Origin of the sequence: Pelomicrobium sp. G1, from assembly GCF_051905455.1 — a bacterium.
Lineage (GTDB): Bacteria > Pseudomonadota > Gammaproteobacteria > Burkholderiales > UBA6910 > Pelomicrobium.
This window is the reverse complement of record NZ_JBQACR010000010.1, coordinates 12,169-31,713: the sequence shown is the minus strand read 5'-3', so window position 1 is coordinate 31,713 and position 19,545 is coordinate 12,169. Positions and strand designations below refer to the sequence as shown.

Here is a 19,545-nt window from a genome sequence, read left to right as displayed (position 1 = left end):
GCCCATGCCGGCCGAGAATCGGAGCAGGCCGGGCGGGTTTCCGCGCCTCGGATAGCCGGGGCCGTCCGACCCCGTCGTCCTGCCCCTGATACCCGACTCCCGCGAGAGCGATGTCCGCAAGTCCCGCCGACCGTTTCCAGGTCAAGCTGCCGGCCCAGGTGCACGTCATCGTGCGCGATTGGCTCAACTCCAATAGCCTCCTGATCCGGGGCAGCCGGGAAACGGCGTTGATCGACAGCGGCTACTCGGCCTGCGCCGGCGAGACTCTCCGCCTGCTCCAGCGCCCTGAGGCGCTGGGGGCCCGCCGGCTCGATCGGCTGGTCAACACCCATTGCCACAGCGACCACGTGGGGGGCAACGCGGCGCTACGTAGCGCCTACCGCTGCCGGGTGAGCATCCCCCAGGGGGAAGCGCCCCTGGTGGCGCATTGGGACACCCGGGCCCTGTGGCTCGACTACGCCGACCAGTACTGCGACCCCTTCCTCTACGACGACGTGATCGCACCCGGCGAGCGGTTGACCCTGGGCGATCTGGAGTGGGAAGCCATTCCGGTGCCCGGCCACGACATGGGGGCGCTCGCCTTCTACTGCGAAGAAGCGCGGTTGCTCGTGTCCGGCGACGCTCTTTGGGAGCACGGATTCGGCGTCATCGCCCCGGAGAGCGGGGAGCCGGTGCGCCTCAAGGCGGCGCGGGAGGCGCTGGAGGCCCTCGCCCGCCTGGACGTGCACACCGTGATTCCCGGCCACGGCCCGCCCTTCGGCGACGTGGAGGCCGCCCTGGAGCGGGCGTTCAAACGGTTGGAGGCGTTCCAGGCGGATCCCTGCCGCACCGCGCGCCACTTCCTCAAGGTCATGCTCATGTTCTCCCTGCTGGAGAAAGGGCGCATGACGCTCGCCGCCCTGCCCGCCTACCTGGAGGCGGTGGACGCTTACCGGGAAGTGAACCGCCGGTTCCTAGGGCTTCCGGCGGCCGGGCTGGCGGAACGGCTGGTGGCCGAGCTGGAGCGTTCGGGGGCCCTCACCCGCCGCGGCGGGTTTATCTTTCCCGCTGCGGCGGGTGCTCGAGCTTAAGCGCGACGCCCCGTCAGTGCCCCATGCTGGGGGTGTTGACCTTCTTCCCGTTGCTGAGGGAGGTCAGGTAGTACTCGATGTCGGCGTACTCGGGCGCATCGGGCGGAAGCTCGTTGGCCCGTATCGCCACCCCGCACCACTGGAAACGCTTGCGGATGGTCCAGATTTCTCCCTGGCTGGTGCGGTAGTACGGGTGATGGCCTACCTGGTTCTTGGAGCCCGTCAGGAACTGGCCCCGAATCCACTTGTTTTCCGCCTGGCCGTGGCAGTCGTTGCAGGCGAAATTAAGCTGCCCGATTTTACGCCCCATGAGGGCCTTACCCTTGTCCGCGTGGGCCTTTTCTTCGGCGGTGCGGAAACGAATGTTGATGGGCACGCCACGGCCGAGGCTCCGCAGGTAGATGGAGAGTTGGGTGTTCTCGTCCCCCTGCATGGGAAACTCGGCACCGGTGGTGGCCCGGGCATGGCGGGTAATGAATTCCTCGGTGTTCAGCACCTTCTTCATCCGCGGCTCGTAGTAGGGCATGCGTGCCGCCCAGGTGCGAAACGCCTTCTTCGGATCTTTATGGCAGCTCGCGCACGACTTGCCGTTGGGACCCGCCGTGGCGAAGAGCCGCTCACCCTTTTCTCCCTCCCCCCAGGCGGGATTCTGGAAAGGATCGTCCGGATCGTAGGCCGGCTCTTCCTTGACCCGCCGATTGGGATCGTCCCGCGGATCCTTGAACTGGGCCGGCTCTTTCAGCGTCTTCAAGTACGCCACGATGTCCCGGATCTCCTCCGGCGAATAGAGCCCGTGTCGCCCCCAGGGCGGCATCATGGTGGTGGGATTGAAGACCCGGGGATCGTAGATGTAGTTGTACAGCCACCAGTCGGTGCGGCCCCAGGTCCCGATGGTGGACAGGTCCGGCCCCACGTTCCCCGGCAACGCCCCGCCCGGCAGGATGTGACAGGCGAGGCATCCGCCGCCCCGGGAGCGATCGAAAGCGAGCTTCTTTCCGTTTTCCGGGTTCCCGTCCGTGATGGGCCCGAACACCCGCTGGTAGCCTTCGACGGGCGGGGACGCTTCCGTGCGCAGGGTGTTGAACTTATCCCAGTTGGCCTGGGGCCAGGGAGCATACCGGACCCAGGGGACGGGCGCGGCGGGTTTTTCCATCTCCAGGGGCGCCGCCCCCCGCTTGCCGCCCTCGGCGGCGGAGACCGGCGCGGCCCAGGCCAAAGCCACCAGCGCCGCTGCAAAGCATGGTTTCATCCGTTTCATCTCACCCTCCTCCATGAGCGTGGTTCGGATCTTCAAGCCGGGTCCGATGCCAACGAACCGACCAGGAACGCCTTCTGAAACGTCAGCGTCAGGATACGAAAAAAAGGGGCGTTCTTGCGAACGCCCCAATAGCCAAAGGAGGAGGATGAAAGCAACGAGAAGCTCCCGCCGCCTTCATCCCCTTAGAAGCAATCATCATGCCAAAAATTTTCATTTTTGTATTCAGACGAGTATGTTCTTGGGTGATCTCTACGACGCCCTTCAGCGCGCAAAAAGTGCCGCATTATGGTGCGGGCTTTGCGCACCGCCGGGAGGTTTCCAGGGGAATTTTAGTTATTTATTGGATAATGTAGCGCTTAAGTCCATGCAGCATCTAATAAAAATGGTCTATGTGACAATAGAGGCTCCCTATCGAGGCACGCCCGCGTGCGGGGACGCAGGGAAGCTACAAGCGAATCATGGTGGCGGACAAGGCCGCGTGATCGGAAATCCGGGACCAGGGATGCCCGTGATGGACATGCGCATGCCTCACGTGGAAGCCTCGCACGTAAATCCGGTCCAGGCGGAACAGGGGCAGGGCCGAGGGGAAGCTTCGGGCCGCCCGGCCCCGGGTCAACTCGAAGACCTCCCTGAGCTCCAGGGCATCCACCAGGATACGGCTCGCCTTGCCCCGCCAGTCGTTGAAGTCCCCGGCGATGATGAGGGGAGCGTTCTCCGGCACCAGCTCCCGGATGCGCCGCTCCAGGGTCCTCAACTGGCGGGTGCGGCCCCGGGCGGAAAGCCCCAGGTGCACGCAAACGCAGTGCAGCGTGCGTGTCCAGCCGGGCACCTGGACTTCGCAATGCAGGAGCCCCCGCCGCTCGAATCGGTGGGTGGAAATGTCTTCGTTCTCCCAGGCGACGATGGGGAAACGGGACAGAATCGCGTTGCCGTGATGGCCCTCGTCGTACACGGCGTTTTTCCCGTAGGCGAAGTCCATCCAGACGGTGTCGGCGAGGAATTCGTACTGGGGCTTGACCGGCCAGTTGTGGAAGCGCTCGGCGTGCCGCTCATGGGCCCCCACCACCTCTTGCAGGAAGACCACGTCCGCGCCCAGGGCGTGGATCCGGTCCCGCAGCTCGTGCACCACCATGCGGCGGTTGAAGTGGGAAAATCCTTTGTGGATGTTGTAGGTTGCGACGTGCAACGTATCGGTCATCGTTCGCTACGGCTGCCACGGGTTGGCGAGTATGTTACTGGTTTCCCGAAGGCGGGGGAACGGGCATGGCGCGCCCACGGACGGCGCGCCGCTCCATTTCCCGCACCATCCCCTCCAGTTGCCGGCGCACGTTGTAGCGGATGAGCAAGGGACCGATCAAGGGCGGTACCCAGAAATCCGGCACCAGGCGGGCGCGGTAAGCGATGCGGGTGCCGGCGCCGTTGGGGCTTAGATGCCATTCGCCTTCCAGTTCCTTGAAGTTGCCCGACACGGCCTTGAAGCGGATGCGCTCTTCTCCTTCTTCCTGGAGGGCAAGCACGGCCCGGTACTCGGCGCTGAAGAACAGCACCCGGTTCTTGCCCCGCAGGTCCAGGAGCCGCTCATGGATGCCGCTAGGCAGGAGCCGGCTGTGCGTCACGTCGGGAACGAAATCGACGAACTGGGCGTAGTCGGTCAGGGTGGCCCAGGCGGCTCGGGGCGGAACTGGCAAGTCGAGCTGCCCGTGGATGATAATCGTCTCTCCGTCGCGGCTCACCCGCAGCTCGTCGGCGGCCGCAGCGAAGGCCCAGAGACATACTACCAGCGCCAGGAAAGCTCCCAGGCGCGCCTGGGGACGGCGGCGTTCAGGAGACCTGCAGCATGCGCTCCAAGGCGACGCGGGCAAGGCGGGCCTCTTCTTCGGGCACCTCAATCCGGTTGACCACCTTCCCCTGGGCCAGGTTCTCCAGCGTCCACGCCAGGTGTTGCGGGTCGATGCGGGCCATGGTGGAGCACATGCACACCGTGGGCGCCATGAACTGGACGATCTTGCCCTCGGGCTTGAACTGCTCGGCGATGCGGTTCACCAGGTTGAGCTCAGTGCCCACGAGCCAGCGGGTGCCCGCCGGCGCCTCGGCGATGGTCTTGATGATGAACTCGGTGGAGCCGACGTAGTCGGACAGCCGGCACACGTCGAAATTGCACTCCGGGTGAGAGATCACGATGGCGTCCGGGTGCTGGTTCTTGTAGCGCAGGATGTGGCTCGCCTGGAACATCTGGTGCACCGAGCAATGGCCTTTCCACAGCAGGAGCTTGGCCGTGCGGATTTTCTCCGGGGCGAGGCCCCCCATGGGCTCGTCCGGATCCCACACCAGCATCTCCTCCAGGGAAATGCCCATCTGGTGGCCGGTCCAGCGCCCCAGATGCTGGTCCGGGAAGAACAGAACCTTGGGCCGCCGGGCGAACGACCACTCCAGAATCTTGCGGGCGTTGCTGGAGGTGCACACGATACCTCCGTGCTCGCCGCAGAACGCTTTGAGATCGGCCGCCGAATTGATGTAAGTGACCGGCGTCACCTGCTCGTCGGGATCTAGGACTTCGGAGAGCTCCCGCCATGCCCGCTCCACCTTCGCCAGGTTCGCCATGTCGGCCATGGAGCAGCCGGCGTTCAGGTCGGGCAGGATCGAGACCTGCTCGGGCCGGCTGAGGATGTCGGCCACCTCGGCCATGAAGTGCACGCCGCAGAAGACGATGTACTCGGCGTCCGTCTGGGCGGCGAGCCGGGAGAGCTTCAGCGAGTCTCCGGTCAGGTCGGCGTGCTTGTACACGTCGGCCCGCTGGTAATGGTGGCCCAGGATCACGGCCCGCTTGCCGAGTGCCGCCTTGGCGGCCAGGATGCGCTCTTGGCAATCCTCGTCCGGCAGGCGCTGGAAGCGATCGAAGGCGATGGCGGCGGTGTGCACGGCTGTGATGACCTCTCGCGCTTCGTGGCTATTCAAGGATAGATATAGAGTCCCTTTAAGACCGTTTCAACCGGTCAGGGTTTCCCCACCCGCTGGGGGAGCAAGAGGATAGCGTCCCGGTTGCTCCAGGAAAAGACCTTCTGCGCTGCCTCCCGGTAGGGCAGCCACTGATAGCCCAAGTGCTCCCGGGGCGCCACCCGCACCGGCGTGGGCTCCGGCACCTCCAGCGCGAAGACGTGCTCTGTGTTGTGGGTCACCCCCGGCGGGTAGCGGTGGCGCCATTCGCGGAAGATTTCGTAGCGGTTGGTGATTCCCCAGTCCGTGAGCCGGTAGGCGGCGGGGTCGAGGCCCGTCTCTTCCGCCACCTCCCGCCGGGCCGTCTGTTCCAGGGTTTCGCCCGGGTTCTGGCTGCCGGTCACCGACTGCCAGAACCCGGGCCGGTCGGCCCGCTCCAGCAGCAGCACTTCTAGCGCCGGCGTGTGGATCAGCACCAGCACCGAGACCGGTATCTTGTAGGGGGTCACTTACCGCCCTGCGGCTCGGCCTGTTCAAGCTTTCGCGGTCTCCGGACGACGGACGCGGATGTGCAGCTCTCGGAGCTGCTTCTCGTCCACCGGGCTCGGCGCGCGGGTCAGCAGGCACTGGCCCCGCTGGGTCTTGGGGAAGGCGATCACATCCCGGATCGACTCCGCCCCCGCCATCAAGGCCACGATCCGGTCGAGCCCGAAGGCCATGCCGCCGTGGGGCGGCGCGCCGTACTGGAGCGCCCGCAGCAGAAAGCCGAACTTCTGCTCCGCTTCCTCGGCACTGATGGCGAGGGCCCGGAACACTTTCGACTGCACTTCCTGGCGATGGATGCGCACCGAGCCGCCCCCCACCTCCCAGCCGTTCAACACCATGTCGTAGGCCTTGGAGCGGGCGCGTCCTGGCTCGCGCTCCAGCAGATCCTCGTGGCCCACCGCGGGCGAAGTGAAAGGGTGATGCAAGGCGGCCCAGCGCTTTTCCTCCTCGTCCCACTCGAACATGGGAAAGTCCACCACCCATAGGGGCCGCCAGCCGGGCTCCGCGAGCCCCCGGTCGTGGGCAAGCTTCAGCCGCAACGCGCCGAGGGACTCGTTGACCACCTTGGCCCGGTCCGCGCCGAAGAAGACGAGGTCTCCGTCCTTGGCCCCGGTACGCTCCAGGATCGTCTGGATCGCCTGCGGGGAAAGGAACTTGAGGATGGGCGATTGTAGTCCCTCCACCCCTTTCCCCAACGCGTTTACCTTGATGTAGGCGAGGCCCTTGGCGCCGTAGATCTTGACGTACTCCGTATAGTCGTCGATCTCTTTGCGCGTGAGCTCGCCGCCCCCGGGCAGGCGCAGCGCCGCCACCCGACCATCCGGCAGGCGCGCCGCTTCGCGGAACACCTTGAACTCCACATCCCCCATGGCATCGGTGAGCTCGGTGAGCACCAAGGGAACGCGCAGATCGGGCTTGTCCGAGCCGTATAGTGCCATGGCGTCGTCATAGGTGAGGCGCGGAAACGGCGCGGGCAGCTCCACGTCCAGGACCGCCTTGAACACGCTGCGGATCATATCCTCCATGAGGGCGGTGATCTCCGGCACGTCCAGAAACGAGGTCTCCACGTCGATCTGGGTGAACTCCGGCTGCCGGTCCGCTCGCAGGTCCTCGTCGCGGAAGCATTTGACGATCTGGTAATAGCGGTCGAAGCCCGCCATCATCAGTAGCTGCTTGAACAACTGCGGCGACTGGGGTAGGGCGTAGAATTCCCCCGCATGCAGCCGGCTTGGCACCAGGAAGTCCCGCGCCCCCTCCGGGGTGGAGCGGGTGAGCATGGGGGTCTCGATGTCGACGAAGCCGTGCCGGTCCAGAAATTCCCGCACCGCCATGGCCACCCGATGGCGCAGCCGCAGGTTGCGCTGCATCTGAGGTCGCCGCAGGTCCAGCACCCGGTGCTCCAGGCGCACCTGCTCGCTGATGGTCTCGTCGTCCATGAGGAACGGGGGCGGCAGGGAGGGATTGAGCACTTCCACCTGGTGAGCAAGCACCTCCACCTCGCCGCTCGCCAGGTTGGGATTGACTGTGCCGGCGGGGCGCTCCCGCACCCGGCCCGCGACCCGGAGCACATACTCGTTGCGCACCGAATCGGCCACTCGGAACGGCTCCGGCCGCTCCGGGTCGCACACGATCTGGACCAGGCCCTCCCGGTCCCGCAGGTCGATGAAAATGACGCCGCCGTGGTCGCGGCGCCGGTGCACCCAGCCGCAGAGGGTGACCTCCTGGCCCACGTGCTGGCGGTTAATCCATCCGCAATAGGTCGTTCGCATGTCGATCCGATGAGAGTTCCGGTCCTGGGTAGCGATACGCCGCTCCGGGCGCCTGCACGCGCCGTGGGGGAAAAATCAAGCGATCCGCGCCCGCCCTCTGCGGCCGCCCGGGCCGGGTTTCGCCTCCGGGGCGAGCACGCCCATCGAGACGATGTACTTGAGCGCCGCGTCGACGCTGATGTCGAGCTCGACCACGTCGCCCTTGGGCATCATCAGAAAGAAGCCGGAAGTGGGGTTGGGCGTAGTGGGCACGTAAACGCTCACGTACTCGCCCTGCAGGTGGTCAGCTACGTCTCCGCCCGGTTTGCCGGTGAGAAAGGCGATGGTCCACGCCCCCGGCCGCGGGTACTGGATCAGGAGCGCCTTGCGGAAGGCCACGCCTTTGCTGGAGAAAAGGCTGTCGCTCACCTGCTTGACGCTGTAGTAGATGGACTTCACCACCGGAATGCGCCGCAGCAGCCCTTCCCAATAATCGATCAGGCGCTGCCCGATAACGTTGGTGGCGAACACCCCGGTGGCCAGCACCACCCCGAAACTGAGGATCACCCCCAGCCCGGGGATTCGAAACCCGAGCCAGCGCTCCGGCTGCCACGCGTCGGGCAAGAGGAGCAGGGTCTGGTCCATGCTGCTCACCAGCAGGTTCAGCACCCACAAGGTGATGCCAAGCGGTATCCAGATCAGCAGCCCGGTGACCAGGTATTTTTTCATGCCTCCGCCTTGGATGCGGCGCAGCCGCAGGCGCCCGCGCCGCAGGCGTGGCCCGATGAAGTCCCTTCCTTGGACTCCGATTTCGCCGCAGGCCTGGAGCCGCTGTTCTTGAAGTCGGTCACGTACCAGCCCGTGCCCTTGAGCTGGAAGCCCGCCGCGGTGAGTAGCTTATTGAAAGATTCCTGGCCGCACTGGGGACACACGGTCATGAGCGGCTCTCCCACCTTCTGCAGGTATTCCCTCTGAAAACCGCAGGACGAACAGCGATACTCGTAGATCGGCATGGCTACCCCCCTGAAAAATCGATCAAAACCATTATACCCTGCGCCCAGTAGGCAAGGGGAAAAATGGGGTTCCTGCGGGCTGATTCCAAGTCGGTCGTGGAGGCCTCGCTCGGCGCCCAGAGCGTGCAGAAGGCTTGCCCGATCTTGAATTTTATCCTGGTTATGCTGCGATGCAGCATAACCAGGATTACCGGACGGAGAGGCCTCCCGCCTTGACTCGTATAATCAGCTTTTTCCATCTCTTGCCCCAGGAGGTTTTCCTTGACCCAATCCTTCGGACGCTGCCAGGCGCTGATCGACCAGGCCCGGTTCCATGGGCCGGTGGCCACAGCCGTGGTTTACCCGGTGAGCCGGGAGGGTCTGCTTGGGGCGGTCGAAGCCGCCCGATGCGGTCTCATCCATCCCCTGCTCGTCGGTCCGGGTGAAACCATTCGCCGGGTCGCCGCCGAGGCGGGGGTGGACTTGGCCGGGTGCGTACTGATCGAGGAGACCGAGCCGGTCGCCTGTGCGGCCCGCGCCGCCGCCCTGGCCCGGGCAGGGGAGGCCCAGGTGATCATGAAGGGGAGCCTCCACACCGACGAGCTCATGGGGGTGATCGTGTCCCGGGACGCGGGCCTGCGTACCCACCGGCGCATCAGCCACGTCTTCTGCATGGACGTGGCCGCCTATCCCAAGCTGCTCCTCATTTCGGACGCGGCGGTCAACATCGCCCCCGGCCTCGCCACCAAGCGCGACATTGTGCAGAACGCCATCGATGTGGCCCGGGTGATCGGGGTGGAGACGCCCCGGGTCGCCCTGCTCTCGGCGGTGGAGACCGTCAACCCGGACATCCCCTCCACCGTGGATGCGGCGGCCCTGTGCAAGATGGCCGATCGGGGCCAGATCACCGGCGCCGTCCTGGACGGTCCCCTGGCCTTCGACAACGCCATCTCGGCGCAGGCCGCCAGGACCAAAGGCATCGTCTCCCCCGTCTCCGGTCAAGTGGATGTGCTGGTGGTCCCTAACCTGGAGGCGGGCAACATGCTCTACAAGCAACTGGTTTACCTCTCCGGGGCCCTCGCCGCCGGCGTGGTGGTGGGCGCCCGGGTGCCGGTGGTCCTCACCAGCCGCGCCGACACGCCGGCGAGCCGCATCGCCTCCACCGCTGTCGCCTGCCTGCTTGCCCAAGCCCGGAAAGCGAGCGCCGAGTGAGCGACCACGTCCTCGTCGTTAACGCCGGCTCGTCCAGCGTGAAATTCGCCGTCTACCCCGTGGATGGGGACTGGAAGGTCCACTACCGCCTGCGGGGTGAGCTGGAGGGGATCGGTCACGCCCCCCGGTTGCACGCCAGAACGCCGGAGGGTCCGCTAGCCCGGGAGGAAACGCTGCCCTCCCGCGATGCCCGGTCTTTCGGGCCCCGGGAAGCGGTGGCCTTTCTGGTGGGGTGGCTGGGCCGGCACTTGACACAGCACCGGCTGGTGGCCGCCGGTCACCGGGTGGTCCACGGCGGCGAGCGCTTCTCGGCGCCGGTGCTCATTGCGCCGGAGGTGATGGACTACCTGCAGCAGCTCGTGCCCCTGGCCCGCCTGCATGAGCCCTGGGAGCTGGAGGCGATCCGGACCCTGGCCCAGGCGCGGCCGGACCTGCACCAGGTCGCCTGTTTCGATACCGCATTCCACGCCACCCAGCCGGAGGTGGCGCGGCGCTTCGCGCTACCGCGCCGGTTCCACGACGAGGGAGTGAAGCGTTACGGCTTCCACGGCCTGTCCTACGAATACGCCACCCACGCCTTGCCGGCCCTGGTGGGGGACCGCGCCTCAGGCCGGGTGGTGGTGGCCCATCTCGGCAACGGGGCGAGCCTTTGCGCCTTGCAGGGGCTGAAAAGCGTCGCCACCACCATGGGTTTCACGGCCTTGGACGGCTTGGTGATGGGTACCCGCCCGGGGGCCCTGGACCCGGGCGTGCTCCTTTACCTGATCCAGGAGCGGAACATGACGGTCGAGCAGGTGAGCGACCTGCTGTACTTCCGCTCGGGGCTCCTGGGCGTCTCGGGTTTAAGCCACGACATGCGGGCGCTACTGGCGAGTCCCGATGCGCGGGCCCAAGAAGCCGTGGAACTCTTCGTCTATCGGGTGGTGCGGGAGGTGGGCTCCCTGGTCGCCGCCCTGGGCGGGCTGGACGTGCTGGCCTTCAGCGGCGGCATCGGCGAGCGCTCGCCCGAGATCCGGGAACGCGTCTGCGCCCAGCTCGCCTGGCTGGGGATCAAGCTGGATCCCGACGCCAACCGGGCCGGCGGGCCGATAGTGAGCGCCGCCGCAAGCCCCATTCCCGTGTGCGTGGTCCATTGCAACGAGGAGTTGGTGATCGCCCGCCATACCTGCCGGCTGCTGCAACAGCGGGGGCTCATCGCCCGTCGCCGCCCTCCCTTCGCCACCTAGGCGCCGCTCAGAAGGGAATATCGTCCTCGAAGTCGTCGAAGCTGCTGCCGCTCGAAGCCTTTGCCCGCGCGGGGCTTGGAGCGGCGCCCGCACTCTCCCGATCGGCCGCTTCGAAAGCGCCTCCCCCCCGCGACCCCAGCATCTGCATCCGCTCCGCGACGATCTCGGTGGTATAGCGGTCCTGGCCCTCCTTGTCCTGCCACTTGCGGGTGCGGAGGCTCCCCTCCACGTACACCTGGCTGCCTTTTTTAAGATATTCGCCGGCGATCTCGGCGAGCTTGCCGAAAAAGGCTACCCGGTGCCACTCGGTGCGTTCCTGCTTTTCCCCGTTCTTGTCCTTCCAGGTCTCGCTGGTGGCCAGGCGTATATTGGTCACGGCGTCGCCGCTGGGCAGGTAGCGCACCTCGGGATCGGCGCCCAAGTTGCCGATCAGAATCACTTTGTTGACGGATGCCATCGGAAAATCCTCTTTGCGCCGGTTACGCGCGCACAGACAGCATAGCGCAGAAGCCCGACCGCCGCCATCGGGCGGGGCGGGTGGCCGGAAACGGAAACCTGCCGCCGGGGCGCCACCTGGGCTCGAGCCTCCCGGAGCCGCATCGGCGGAAAGCCGCACGTCGGCTCGAGAAGGGCAACGAAAATTCAGTACACTAACAAATTTGGCTTGCTTTCTTTTCGAGCGATGGATTTCATTCGAATCCGCGGGGCTCGCACGCATAACCTCAAGAACATCCACGTCGACCTGCCGCGCAACCGGCTGGTGGTGATCACCGGCCTTTCCGGTTCGGGCAAGTCCTCCCTCGCCTTCGACACCCTCTACGCCGAGGGCCAGCGCCGCTACGTGGAGTCCCTCTCCGCCTACGCCCGGCAGTTTCTCGAACTCATGGAAAAGCCGGACGTGGATCTGATCGAGGGGCTCTCCCCGGCCATCGCCATCGAGCAGAAAGCGGCCTCCCAGAATCCCCGTTCCACCGTGGGCACGGTAACCGAGATCCACGACTACCTGCGGTTGCTGTTCGCCCGAGCGGGCGACCCCCATTGTCCCGAGCACGGCATCGTCCTGCAGGCCCAGAGCGTGAGCCAGATGGTGGACCACGTGCTGCAATTGCCGGAAGGCACCCGGCTCATGATCCTGGCGCCGGCGGTGGTGGGCCGCCGGGGCGAGCAGGCGGAACTATTCGACGAGCTGCGCGCCCAGGGCTTCGTGCGGGTGCGCGTGGACGGCAGGGTCTATGAGGTGGATGCGCTGCCCAAACTCGCCAAGAACCGCAAGCACACCGTGGAGGTGGTGGTGGACCGGCTGCGGGTCGCGCCCGACGCCAAGCAGCGCCTGGCGGAATCCTTCGAGACGGCGCTGCGCCACTCCGACGGGCGGGCCCTCGCCGTCGAAATGGATACCGGCCGGGAACACGTGTTCTCGTCCCGCTTCGCCTGCCCAGTGTGCAGCTACTCGCTGCCGGAGCTGGAGCCCCGGCTTTTTTCCTTCAACAATCCAATGGGGGCATGCCCCGAATGCGACGGACTGGGAACCATCACCTTCTTCGACCCGAAGCGGGTGGTAGCCTTTCCCCATCTATCCCTCGGCGCCGGCGCCATTCGGGGTTGGGACCGGCGCAACCAGTTCTATTACCAGCTCCTCGTGAGCCTCGCGAAGCACTACGGCTTCGACATCGAAAAGCCCTTCGAGGAGCTGCCGGAGAAGATACAGCAGGTGATCCTCTACGGCTCGGGCGACGAGCGCATCCGCTTCACCTATCTGGGGGACAAGGACCAGCGCCACCGGCGGGAGCATCCCTTCGAAGGCATCATCTCCAACCTGGAACGACGCTACCGGGAAACCGATTCCACGGTGGTGCGAGAAGAGCTGGCCAAGTACTTGAACACCCGGGTCTGCCCCCAGTGCCAAGGCACCCGGCTGCGGTTGGAGGCGCGGCACGTGCGCTTCGCCGGCCGCACCATCTATGAGCTATCTTCCATGCCTCTCAAGGAGGCCCAGGCGTTTTTCGAGAGCTTGAGCCTTTCCGGCACGAAGCAGGCGATCGCCGACAAGATCGTGAGGGAGATCGGCAATCGCCTGCGCTTCCTGAACGACGTGGGGCTGGACTACCTCACCCTGGATCGCTCCTCGGACACCCTCTCGGGAGGAGAGGCCCAGCGCATCCGCCTCGCCTCCCAGATCGGTTCCGGCCTGACGGGAGTGATGTACGTGCTGGACGAGCCGTCCATCGGGCTGCACCAGCGGGACAACAACCGGCTGCTCTCGACCCTCAAGAGCCTGCGCGACCTGGGCAACACGGTGATCGTGGTGGAGCACGACCGGGAGGCGATCCTGTGCGCCGATCACGTGGTGGACATGGGCCCCGGCGCCGGAGAGCACGGCGGGGAAGTGATCGCCCAGGGACCGCCGGCGGCGATCTTGGCGGCGGAGGCCTCCCTCACGGGACAGTACCTCTCGGGAGTGCGCACCATCGCCGTTCCCCGGCGCCGCCGCCGGCCCCATACGGAACGCCGGCTGCGGCTGGTGGGGGCGAGCGGCAACAACTTGAAGGGCGTCACCCTGGACGTGCCAGTGGGCTTGTTCGTCTGCGTGACAGGCGTCTCCGGCTCGGGCAAGTCGACCCTCATCAACGATACCCTGTACGCCGCGGTGGCGCGCGCTCTGTACGGGGCGAGCCTGGAGCCCGCGCCCCACGAGCGTATCGAAGGGCTCGAGTACTTCGACAAGGTGGTCAGCGTGGACCAGAGCCCCATCGGGCGCACGCCCCGCTCCAATCCGGCCACCTATACGGGCCTGTTCACCCCGATCCGGGAGCTCTTTGCCCAGGTCCCCGAGGCCCGGGCGCGGGGCTACGGGCCCGGCCGCTTCTCCTTCAACGTCAAGGGCGGACGGTGCGAGGCGTGCCAGGGCGACGGCATGCTCAAGGTGGAAATGCACTTCCTGCCCGATATCTACGTGCAGTGCGACGTGTGCCACGGGCGTCGCTACAACCGGGAGACGCTGGAGATCCGCTACAAAGGGAAGACCATCCACGAGGTCCTGGCGATGAACGTGGAGCAGGCCTACGAGTTTTTTCAGTCCGTGCCCCTGGTTGCCCGCAAACTGCGCACCCTGCTGGACGTGGGGCTGGGATACATGTCCCTCGGCCAGTCGGCCACCACCCTCTCCGGCGGGGAAGCCCAGCGGGTGAAGCTCGCCCTGGAGCTTTCCAAACGGGACACCGGGCGCACCCTCTACATCCTGGACGAGCCCACCACGGGGCTTCATTTCCACGACATCGATCTGCTGCTCAAGGTGCTGCACCGCCTGCGGGACCACGGCAATACGGTGATCGTCATCGAGCACAACATGGACGTGATCAAGACCGCCGACTGGATCGTGGACCTAGGCCCGGAGGGCGGCGACCGGGGGGGTCGCATCATCGCCGAAGGGCCGCCCGAGCAGGTAGCCACGGTACCGGAGAGTTTCACCGGACAATATTTACGGCGCATACTCACCACCTGACGAGGCATCCATGGCAAAAAGAACGACAGAACCGAGGACTCTCCTCATCGAGAGCTTCCGCGCGGCGGTTGCCGCGGCCGATCCTCTGCGCATCGTGCCGAGGCACCTGCCGCCGCCGCCCAAAGGGCGCACCCTGGTGGTCGGGGCGGGCAAGGCCGCCGCCTCCATGGCCAAGGCGGTGGAAGACCATTGGCCGGCCGAGGCGCCCCTCTCGGGCCTGGTCATCACCCGCTACCAGCACGGGCTGCCCACCCGGCGCATCCGGGTGGTGGAAGCAGGCCACCCGGTTCCCGACGAGAGCGGGGAGGCGGCGGCCCGAGAAATCCTCGAGGAGGTGAAACGGGTGGGGCCGGACGACCTGGTCCTCGCCTTGGTGAGCGGCGGAGGCTCCAGCCTGCTGTCCCTCCCGGCGCCGGGCATCGGCATGGTGGACCTCAAGGCGGTGACGCGGGAGCTGCTCGCCTGCGGGGCCTCCATCCAGGAGATCAACACGGTGCGCAAGCACTTGTCCCTGATCCAGGGCGGACGCCTCGCCGCCGCCTCCCAGGCGCCGGTCCTGGCGCTCATCGTCTCCGACGTGACCGGCGACGACCCGACCCACATCGCCTCGGGGCCCTTCGCCCCCGATCCCACCACTTACGAGGACGCCCTGGCGATCTTGAGGGACTACCGGATCGAACCCCCCCCAGCCGTGCGCGCCCATCTGGAGCGCGGCCGCGCCGGCGATCTTCCCGAGACCCCCAAGCCGGGGGACCCCGTCTTTGCGCGGGTGGAGAATCGGATCATCGCCACGGCCCACGGGTCCCTGGTGGCCGCGGGAGAGTATTTTCGCCGCCGCCGCATCCCCACCGCCATCCTGGGCGACAGCGTCACGGGCGAGGCGCGGGAGGTGGCCCAGGTGTACGCAGCGCTAGCGCGGGAAGTGCGCGCCTACGGCCATCCCTGGAGGCCGCCGGTCGCTCTGATCTGCGGCGGGGAGACCACCGTCACCGTGCAGGGCAAGGGCCGCGGCGGGCGCAACTGCGAGTTCCTCCTGGCCTTGACCCTGGCGCTGGACGCCCTGCCGGACGTCCATGCCCTCGCCTGCGACACCGACGGCATCGACGGCACGGAAGACAATGCGGGCGCTGTCTGCGGCCCCGAGACGTTGGCCCGGGCCCGAACCCTCGGCCTGGATGGCAAAGAGCGGCTCGCGGACAACGACGGCTACACCTTCTTCGAGCGGCTGGGGGATCTGGTGATCAGCGGACCCACCCGCACCAACGTCAACGACTACCGGGCGATCCTGATCCTGTGAAGTCCAGGCGGGCCTGAACCCGCCCGCCGTCGTAGACCAGCCCCTCGGGCGTCCACCGGGCCGCCGGATGAAGCCGGTGACGAACGCTCATCCCCGGCTGCAGGAGGTGGACGACCGGGTTCCCGCAGGCGCACAGGTAATCCGCGATCAGGGAACGGTGGCAGCGTTGGGGCGCCTGTTCCGCGCACATGAGGGCGAGGGGCGTCTGCTGGGCCAGGGAGAGAATCTCCGCGACGGCGGCCCGAAAGGCCTCCGTCTGCATATGATCGGCAAAGCCCCGGAACGCCGGTTCCTCCAGCGCCCCGTGGGGCGAGCCGGTCCCGGGCGCGCGGAAACCTCCCAGGGCCTTTCCCTGCCACTGGTAGCGGATTCCCGCTTCCCGGAGGGAAGCCTCCAGCCGCGCCCGCTCGAACTGGGGATGCCGGCGGGAGACGGGGTAAGCCCGCACGTCCACGAGCCAGGCGACGCCCTGGGCTGCGAGCAGGTCGATCAGCGCCGCCCCCGGACGAGCGCCGTGGCCCACCGTGTAGACCAATGCCATGCGCCCCTCACTCCCATGCAACCCGGGTGCCCACGGAGAGTCCCAGCACGGCCTTCGCGCTGCCCCGGTTCACCGCCACCTCCGCCAGGCCCAGACAATTCTCGTACCAGAAAGGCGTACCGGGAGGCGCTTCGCTGAAGACGCGGCCATGGGGAAGGGAGCCTCCGCCCACCCGCAGACGGCGCTCGGGGTCCACCCCTTGGGCGCGGAGCCCGGTCATGGCGTTGCCGTAGTGGTCGATGTAAATGATCCGGGCCAGGTCGCCAGCGGGCAGTGCCACCTCCAGCGCCGGCACCGGCTGGAGAAAGGCCGCCGGATCGTCGCCTTTGGCCAGGCGCGCCGCCACCGGTGCAAACAGGTCGCGGCCGTGGAAGGAGGCGCTCAGGCGGGCGGGCCGCCAGACGATGCGATGGCACCTCGCTTCCTGAGCCCGTTCCGCCACCACCGAAAGCAAGCCGTTGTCCGGTCCGACGAACCAGCGGCCATCGGCCTGGACCGCCACCGGCTGGCGTGGGCCGCCGACGCCGGGATCCACCACCGCCATGAACACCGATCCCGCTCCGAACTCGGAAACCAGCGCAGCGAGCAGGTGGGCGCCCGCCTCCACGTCGAAGGCCGGCGCGTCGTGCAGCAGGTCAACCACCCGCGCTTGCGGCGCTTCCCGCGCCAGCACCCCGTGCACCTGGCCGACATAGAGGTCGGATGCGCCGAAATCGGTTAACAAGACGATGGCCACGGTGGCTTCCCACAAAGCCGAAAGCCGGGCGGCGCCCGGCTTCCTGAAGCGCGCCGACTCTCGCCCCCCGCACGTCTTAGGGCTTGGCTCGCGCCTTCTTTTCGGGTTTTTCCGCTGCCTCGGATCTACCCAAGAGCTCTACCAGTCCCATCGGCGCATGGTAGCTCCGACATCACCCCGGCTGCGCCGGGGGTGAGTCTCCGCAGCAATGAGCCTTACTCTTTCGCTTCGGACGCCCCCGTGGTCTTCTCGCCCGTCTCTGGGCGATCCAGCAACTCTACGAGTGCCATCGGCGCATTGTCACCCCGGCGGAAGCCGAATTTCAGGATTCGCAGGTAACCGCCGTTACGGTTCTTGTAGCGGGGACCCAGCTCGTCGAAGAGCTTGACCACGCTCTGCCGGTCCCGCAGCCGGTTGAAAGCGAGCCGGCGGTTGGCCAGGGTCGGCGTCTTGGCCAGGGTGATGAGGGGTTCCGCCACGCGACGCAGCTCCTTCGCCTTGGGCAGGGTGGTCTTGATGACCTCGTGCCGCAGCAGCGAGTTGGTCATGTTGCGGAACATGGCCAGCCGGTGGCTGGTGGTGCGGTTGAGCTTGCGGTATCCCTGACGGTGGCGCATGATGATGTCCTTTCCCCCTACCGGCCCGCGCTTAGGGCCTTTCCAGTCCCGCGGCGGTCAGTCTTAGCTCCGGCCAACCTGAAGGTTACCCTGCGCTGAAACTGGCCCCAAGGGCCTGCGGCCGAGATCGGCCAATGTCACCTCCCTTACGGCCTTTCCAGTCCCGCGGGCGGCCAGTTTTCCAGTTTCATCCCCAGGGTCAGCCCGCGCGAGGCGAGCACTTCCTTGATCTCGTTGAGCGACTTGCGCCCCAGATTGGGCGTCTTCAGCAGCTCCGTTTCCGTACGCTGGATCAGGTCGCCGATGTAATAGATATTTTCCGCCTTGAGGCAGTTGGCGGAGCGCACGGTAAGCTCCAGGTCATCTACCGGCCGCAGCAGGATCGGGTCCACCTGGGGCGACTTGGGAGCCTCCACTTGGGCCGGCGTGCCTTTGAGATCGGCGAACAAGGACAATTGATCCACCAGGATCCGCGCCGCGTAGCGGATCGCCTCCTCGGGCTCGATGGCGCCATTGGTTTCGACATCCATGACGAGCTTGTCCAGATCGGTGCGCTGCTCGACCCGGGCGCTTTCCACCGTATAGCTCACCCGGCGCACCGGGCTGAACGAGGCGTCCAGCATGATGGTGCCGATGCCCCGCCCGGCCGTTTCGGTCGGCCGGCGCACGGTGGCTGGCACGTAGCCGCGGCCCTGCTCCACCTTGATCTGCATTTCCAGCTTGCCTCCGGCAGCCAAATGGGCGATCACGTGCTCGGGGTTGACGATCTCCACGTCGTGGGTGACCTCGATATCGGCGGCCGTCACCGGGCCCTCGCCCTGCTTCTTGAGGGTCAAGGTTGCCTCGGTGCGATTATGCAGTCTCAACACCACGCCTTTCAGGTTGAGCAGGATGTCCACCACGTCCTCGCGCACTCCCTCGATCGTCGAGTATTCGTGCAGCACGCCGTTGATGTGCACTTCCGTCGGCGCATATCCGGGCATCGAGGAAAGGAGGACGCGTCGCAACGCGTTGCCCAGCGTGTGGCCGTAGCCGCGCTCGAACGGCTCCATGGTGATGCGCGCGTACATGGGCGACAGATGCTGCACGTCGACGATGCGCGGCTTGAGAAAAGCACTGGCTTGCATGTTCACTACCTCTTGGTCAACTGGCACACGACCGCCCTTGCGTTCCGTTTTCTGCTCCCGCAACGGCGCCGCACCAAGGATCTCGCCCCCGGGCGCCTTGGCCGACTACTTGGAATAAAGCTCCACCACCACGTTCTCGTTGATGGTCTGGGGAAGCTCGGAGCGCTGGGGCCGTGCCTTGAACGTTCCCTTCAGCGCCTTGACATCGACCTCGATCCACTCGGGAAAGCCCCGCTGCTCGGCCGCTTCGGCCGCCGCTTTGATGCGCAGTTGCTCCTTGGCCCTTTGCGCCACCTCCACCACGTCGCCTGGTCGAAGCCGATACGACGGAATGTTCACGCGGCGGCCGTTCACCAGGATGCCGTTGTGGCGCACGAGCTGCCGGGCCTCGGCGCGGGAGGCCCCGAAGCCCATGCGGAAGGCGACGGTGTCCAAGCGGCTCTCCAACAATTGCAGCAGGGTTTCCCCGGTGATCCCTTTGCGGCGGTCGGCCTCGAAGTAGAGATTGCGGAATTGCCGCTCCAGCAGCCCATAGGTGCGCCGCAGCTTCTGCTTCTCGCGCAGCTGGATCGCGTAGTCGGAAAGCCGTCCGCTCTTCTGGCCGTGCTGCCCGGGCGGATAGCTGCGGCGCTCCACCGGACACTTGTCCGTGAAGCACTTCTCGCCCTTGAGAAACAGTTTCTCGCCTTCGCGGCGGCACTGCCGGCATTTGGCATCCAGGTATCTCGCCACGCTTGCT

19 protein-coding genes are annotated in these 19,545 nt (G+C 66.5%); 5 read left to right on the top strand and 14 right to left on the bottom strand.

From position 1 onward, the window contains the following. Positions 1 to 110 precede the first annotated feature (110 nt). Positions 111 to 1,070, top strand: coding sequence for an MBL fold metallo-hydrolase (locus ACTFO6_RS10920; RefSeq protein WP_439934490.1), 960 nt, complete (start codon positions 111 to 113; stop codon positions 1,068 to 1,070). A 13-nt stretch (positions 1,071 to 1,083) separates the two neighbouring features. On the opposite strand, the gene soxA is transcribed toward ACTFO6_RS10920, so the two are convergent. From soxA to ACTFO6_RS10880, 8 genes are all read right to left on the bottom strand, one after another. Next, a complete protein-coding gene (soxA, locus tag ACTFO6_RS10915) occupies positions 1,084 to 2,328 on the bottom strand; it encodes a sulfur oxidation c-type cytochrome SoxA (RefSeq protein WP_439934489.1) in 1,245 nt (414 codons plus the stop codon). Positions 2,329 to 2,773: 445 nt separating this feature from the next. Beyond that, the gene (locus ACTFO6_RS10910; protein WP_439934488.1) at positions 2,774 to 3,526 is read right to left on the bottom strand and encodes an endonuclease/exonuclease/phosphatase family protein; all 753 of its coding nucleotides are present in this window, start codon (positions 3,524 to 3,526) and stop codon (positions 2,774 to 2,776) included. Positions 3,527 to 3,560: 34 nt separating this feature from the next. Further along, a complete protein-coding gene (locus ACTFO6_RS10905) occupies positions 3,561 to 4,061 on the bottom strand; it encodes an SRPBCC family protein (RefSeq protein WP_439934487.1) in 501 nt (166 codons plus the stop codon). Positions 4,062 to 4,149: 88 nt separating this feature from the next. Beyond that, positions 4,150 to 5,247, bottom strand: a complete 1,098-nt coding sequence (nadA, locus tag ACTFO6_RS10900; RefSeq protein ID WP_439934587.1) for a quinolinate synthase NadA — start codon at positions 5,245 to 5,247, stop codon at positions 4,150 to 4,152. Between the two features lie 74 nt (positions 5,248 to 5,321). Then, complete coding sequence (gene nudB, locus ACTFO6_RS10895; protein WP_439934486.1) at positions 5,322 to 5,771, bottom strand: dihydroneopterin triphosphate diphosphatase; 450 nt, start codon at positions 5,769 to 5,771, stop codon at positions 5,322 to 5,324. Positions 5,772 to 5,795: 24 nt separating this feature from the next. Beyond that, complete coding sequence (gene aspS / locus ACTFO6_RS10890; RefSeq protein WP_439934485.1) at positions 5,796 to 7,577, bottom strand: aspartate--tRNA ligase; 1,782 nt, start codon at positions 7,575 to 7,577, stop codon at positions 5,796 to 5,798. Between the two features lie 75 nt (positions 7,578 to 7,652). Beyond that, entirely contained in the window at positions 7,653 to 8,285 is a 633-nt protein-coding gene (locus tag ACTFO6_RS10885) for a DUF502 domain-containing protein (RefSeq protein WP_439934484.1), read from the bottom strand. Next, complete coding sequence (locus ACTFO6_RS10880; RefSeq protein WP_439934483.1) at positions 8,282 to 8,569, bottom strand: FmdB family zinc ribbon protein; 288 nt, start codon at positions 8,567 to 8,569, stop codon at positions 8,282 to 8,284. Before ACTFO6_RS10880 ends, ACTFO6_RS10885 begins: the two co-directional genes overlap by 4 nt. A gap of 261 nt (positions 8,570 to 8,830) precedes the next feature. Between ACTFO6_RS10880 and ACTFO6_RS10875 the strand changes: the two genes are divergently transcribed. Both ACTFO6_RS10875 and ACTFO6_RS10870 read left to right on the top strand, forming a co-directional pair. Then, positions 8,831 to 9,760: a bifunctional enoyl-CoA hydratase/phosphate acetyltransferase gene (locus ACTFO6_RS10875; protein WP_439934482.1), complete on the top strand. Its 930-nt coding sequence runs from the start codon at positions 8,831 to 8,833 to the stop codon at positions 9,758 to 9,760. Further along, positions 9,757 to 10,986: an acetate/propionate family kinase gene (locus tag ACTFO6_RS10870; RefSeq protein WP_439934481.1), complete on the top strand. Its 1,230-nt coding sequence runs from the start codon at positions 9,757 to 9,759 to the stop codon at positions 10,984 to 10,986. The genes ACTFO6_RS10875 and ACTFO6_RS10870 overlap by 4 nt, the downstream gene beginning before the upstream one ends. Before the next feature lie 7 nt (positions 10,987 to 10,993). On the opposite strand, the gene ssb is transcribed toward ACTFO6_RS10870, so the two are convergent. Beyond that, complete coding sequence (ssb, locus tag ACTFO6_RS10865; RefSeq protein WP_439934480.1) at positions 10,994 to 11,443, bottom strand: single-stranded DNA-binding protein; 450 nt, start codon at positions 11,441 to 11,443, stop codon at positions 10,994 to 10,996. Positions 11,444 to 11,668: 225 nt separating this feature from the next. Between ssb and uvrA the strand changes: the two genes are divergently transcribed. Both uvrA and ACTFO6_RS10855 read left to right on the top strand, forming a co-directional pair. Further along, a complete protein-coding gene (uvrA, locus tag ACTFO6_RS10860) occupies positions 11,669 to 14,488 on the top strand; it encodes an excinuclease ABC subunit UvrA (protein WP_439934479.1) in 2,820 nt (939 codons plus the stop codon). A 10-nt stretch (positions 14,489 to 14,498) separates the two neighbouring features. Beyond that, entirely contained in the window at positions 14,499 to 15,785 is a 1,287-nt protein-coding gene (locus ACTFO6_RS10855) for a glycerate kinase type-2 family protein (protein ID WP_439934478.1), read from the top strand. Here the strand turns inward: ACTFO6_RS10855 and ACTFO6_RS10850 are convergent. From ACTFO6_RS10850 to rpsD, 5 genes are all read right to left on the bottom strand, one after another. Beyond that, complete coding sequence (locus tag ACTFO6_RS10850; protein WP_439934477.1) at positions 15,754 to 16,326, bottom strand: DUF488 domain-containing protein; 573 nt, start codon at positions 16,324 to 16,326, stop codon at positions 15,754 to 15,756. The two genes, ACTFO6_RS10855 and ACTFO6_RS10850, sit on opposite strands and share 32 nt — an antisense overlap. A gap of 7 nt (positions 16,327 to 16,333) precedes the next feature. Then, positions 16,334 to 17,062 (bottom strand): SAM hydrolase/SAM-dependent halogenase family protein, encoded by a 729-nt coding sequence (locus ACTFO6_RS10845; protein ID WP_439934476.1) that lies wholly within the window; start codon positions 17,060 to 17,062, stop codon positions 16,334 to 16,336. A gap of 215 nt (positions 17,063 to 17,277) precedes the next feature. Then, entirely contained in the window at positions 17,278 to 17,679 is a 402-nt protein-coding gene (gene rplQ / locus ACTFO6_RS10840; RefSeq protein WP_439934475.1) for a 50S ribosomal protein L17, read from the bottom strand. A gap of 146 nt (positions 17,680 to 17,825) precedes the next feature. After that, positions 17,826 to 18,806, bottom strand: coding sequence for a DNA-directed RNA polymerase subunit alpha (locus tag ACTFO6_RS10835; RefSeq protein WP_439934474.1), 981 nt, complete (start codon positions 18,804 to 18,806; stop codon positions 17,826 to 17,828). Between the two features lie 105 nt (positions 18,807 to 18,911). Beyond that, on the bottom strand, positions 18,912 to 19,538 hold the full coding sequence (rpsD, locus tag ACTFO6_RS10830) for a 30S ribosomal protein S4 (protein WP_439934473.1): 627 nt from the start codon (positions 19,536 to 19,538) through the stop codon (positions 18,912 to 18,914). Between the last annotated feature and the right edge of the window lie 7 nt (positions 19,539 to 19,545).

What these genes read in the sequence shown, in the direction of transcription:
- rplQ (WP_439934475.1), bottom strand. Translation starts at nt 17,679, where the DNA reads ATGCGCCACCGTCAGGGATACCGCAAGCTCAACCGCACCACCAGCCAC.
- ACTFO6_RS10920 (WP_439934490.1), top strand. Translation starts at nt 111, where the DNA reads ATGTCCGCAAGTCCCGCCGACCGTTTCCAGGTCAAGCTGCCGGCCCAG.
- ssb (WP_439934480.1), bottom strand. Translation starts at nt 11,443, where the DNA reads ATGGCATCCGTCAACAAAGTGATTCTGATCGGCAACTTGGGCGCCGAT.
- ACTFO6_RS10880 (WP_439934483.1), bottom strand. Translation starts at nt 8,569, where the DNA reads ATGCCGATCTACGAGTATCGCTGTTCGTCCTGCGGTTTTCAGAGGGAA.
- soxA (WP_439934489.1), bottom strand. Translation starts at nt 2,328, where the DNA reads ATGAAACGGATGAAACCATGCTTTGCAGCGGCGCTGGTGGCTTTGGCC.
- uvrA (WP_439934479.1), top strand. Translation starts at nt 11,669, where the DNA reads ATGGATTTCATTCGAATCCGCGGGGCTCGCACGCATAACCTCAAGAAC.
- ACTFO6_RS10885 (WP_439934484.1), bottom strand. Translation starts at nt 8,285, where the DNA reads ATGAAAAAATACCTGGTCACCGGGCTGCTGATCTGGATACCGCTTGGC.
- aspS (WP_439934485.1), bottom strand. Translation starts at nt 7,577, where the DNA reads ATGCGAACGACCTATTGCGGATGGATTAACCGCCAGCACGTGGGCCAG.
- ACTFO6_RS10910 (WP_439934488.1), bottom strand. Translation starts at nt 3,526, where the DNA reads ATGACCGATACGTTGCACGTCGCAACCTACAACATCCACAAAGGATTT.
- ACTFO6_RS10850 (WP_439934477.1), bottom strand. Translation starts at nt 16,326, where the DNA reads ATGGCATTGGTCTACACGGTGGGCCACGGCGCTCGTCCGGGGGCGGCG.
- ACTFO6_RS10855 (WP_439934478.1), top strand. Translation starts at nt 14,499, where the DNA reads ATGGCAAAAAGAACGACAGAACCGAGGACTCTCCTCATCGAGAGCTTC.
- ACTFO6_RS10835 (WP_439934474.1), bottom strand. Translation starts at nt 18,806, where the DNA reads ATGCAAGCCAGTGCTTTTCTCAAGCCGCGCATCGTCGACGTGCAGCAT.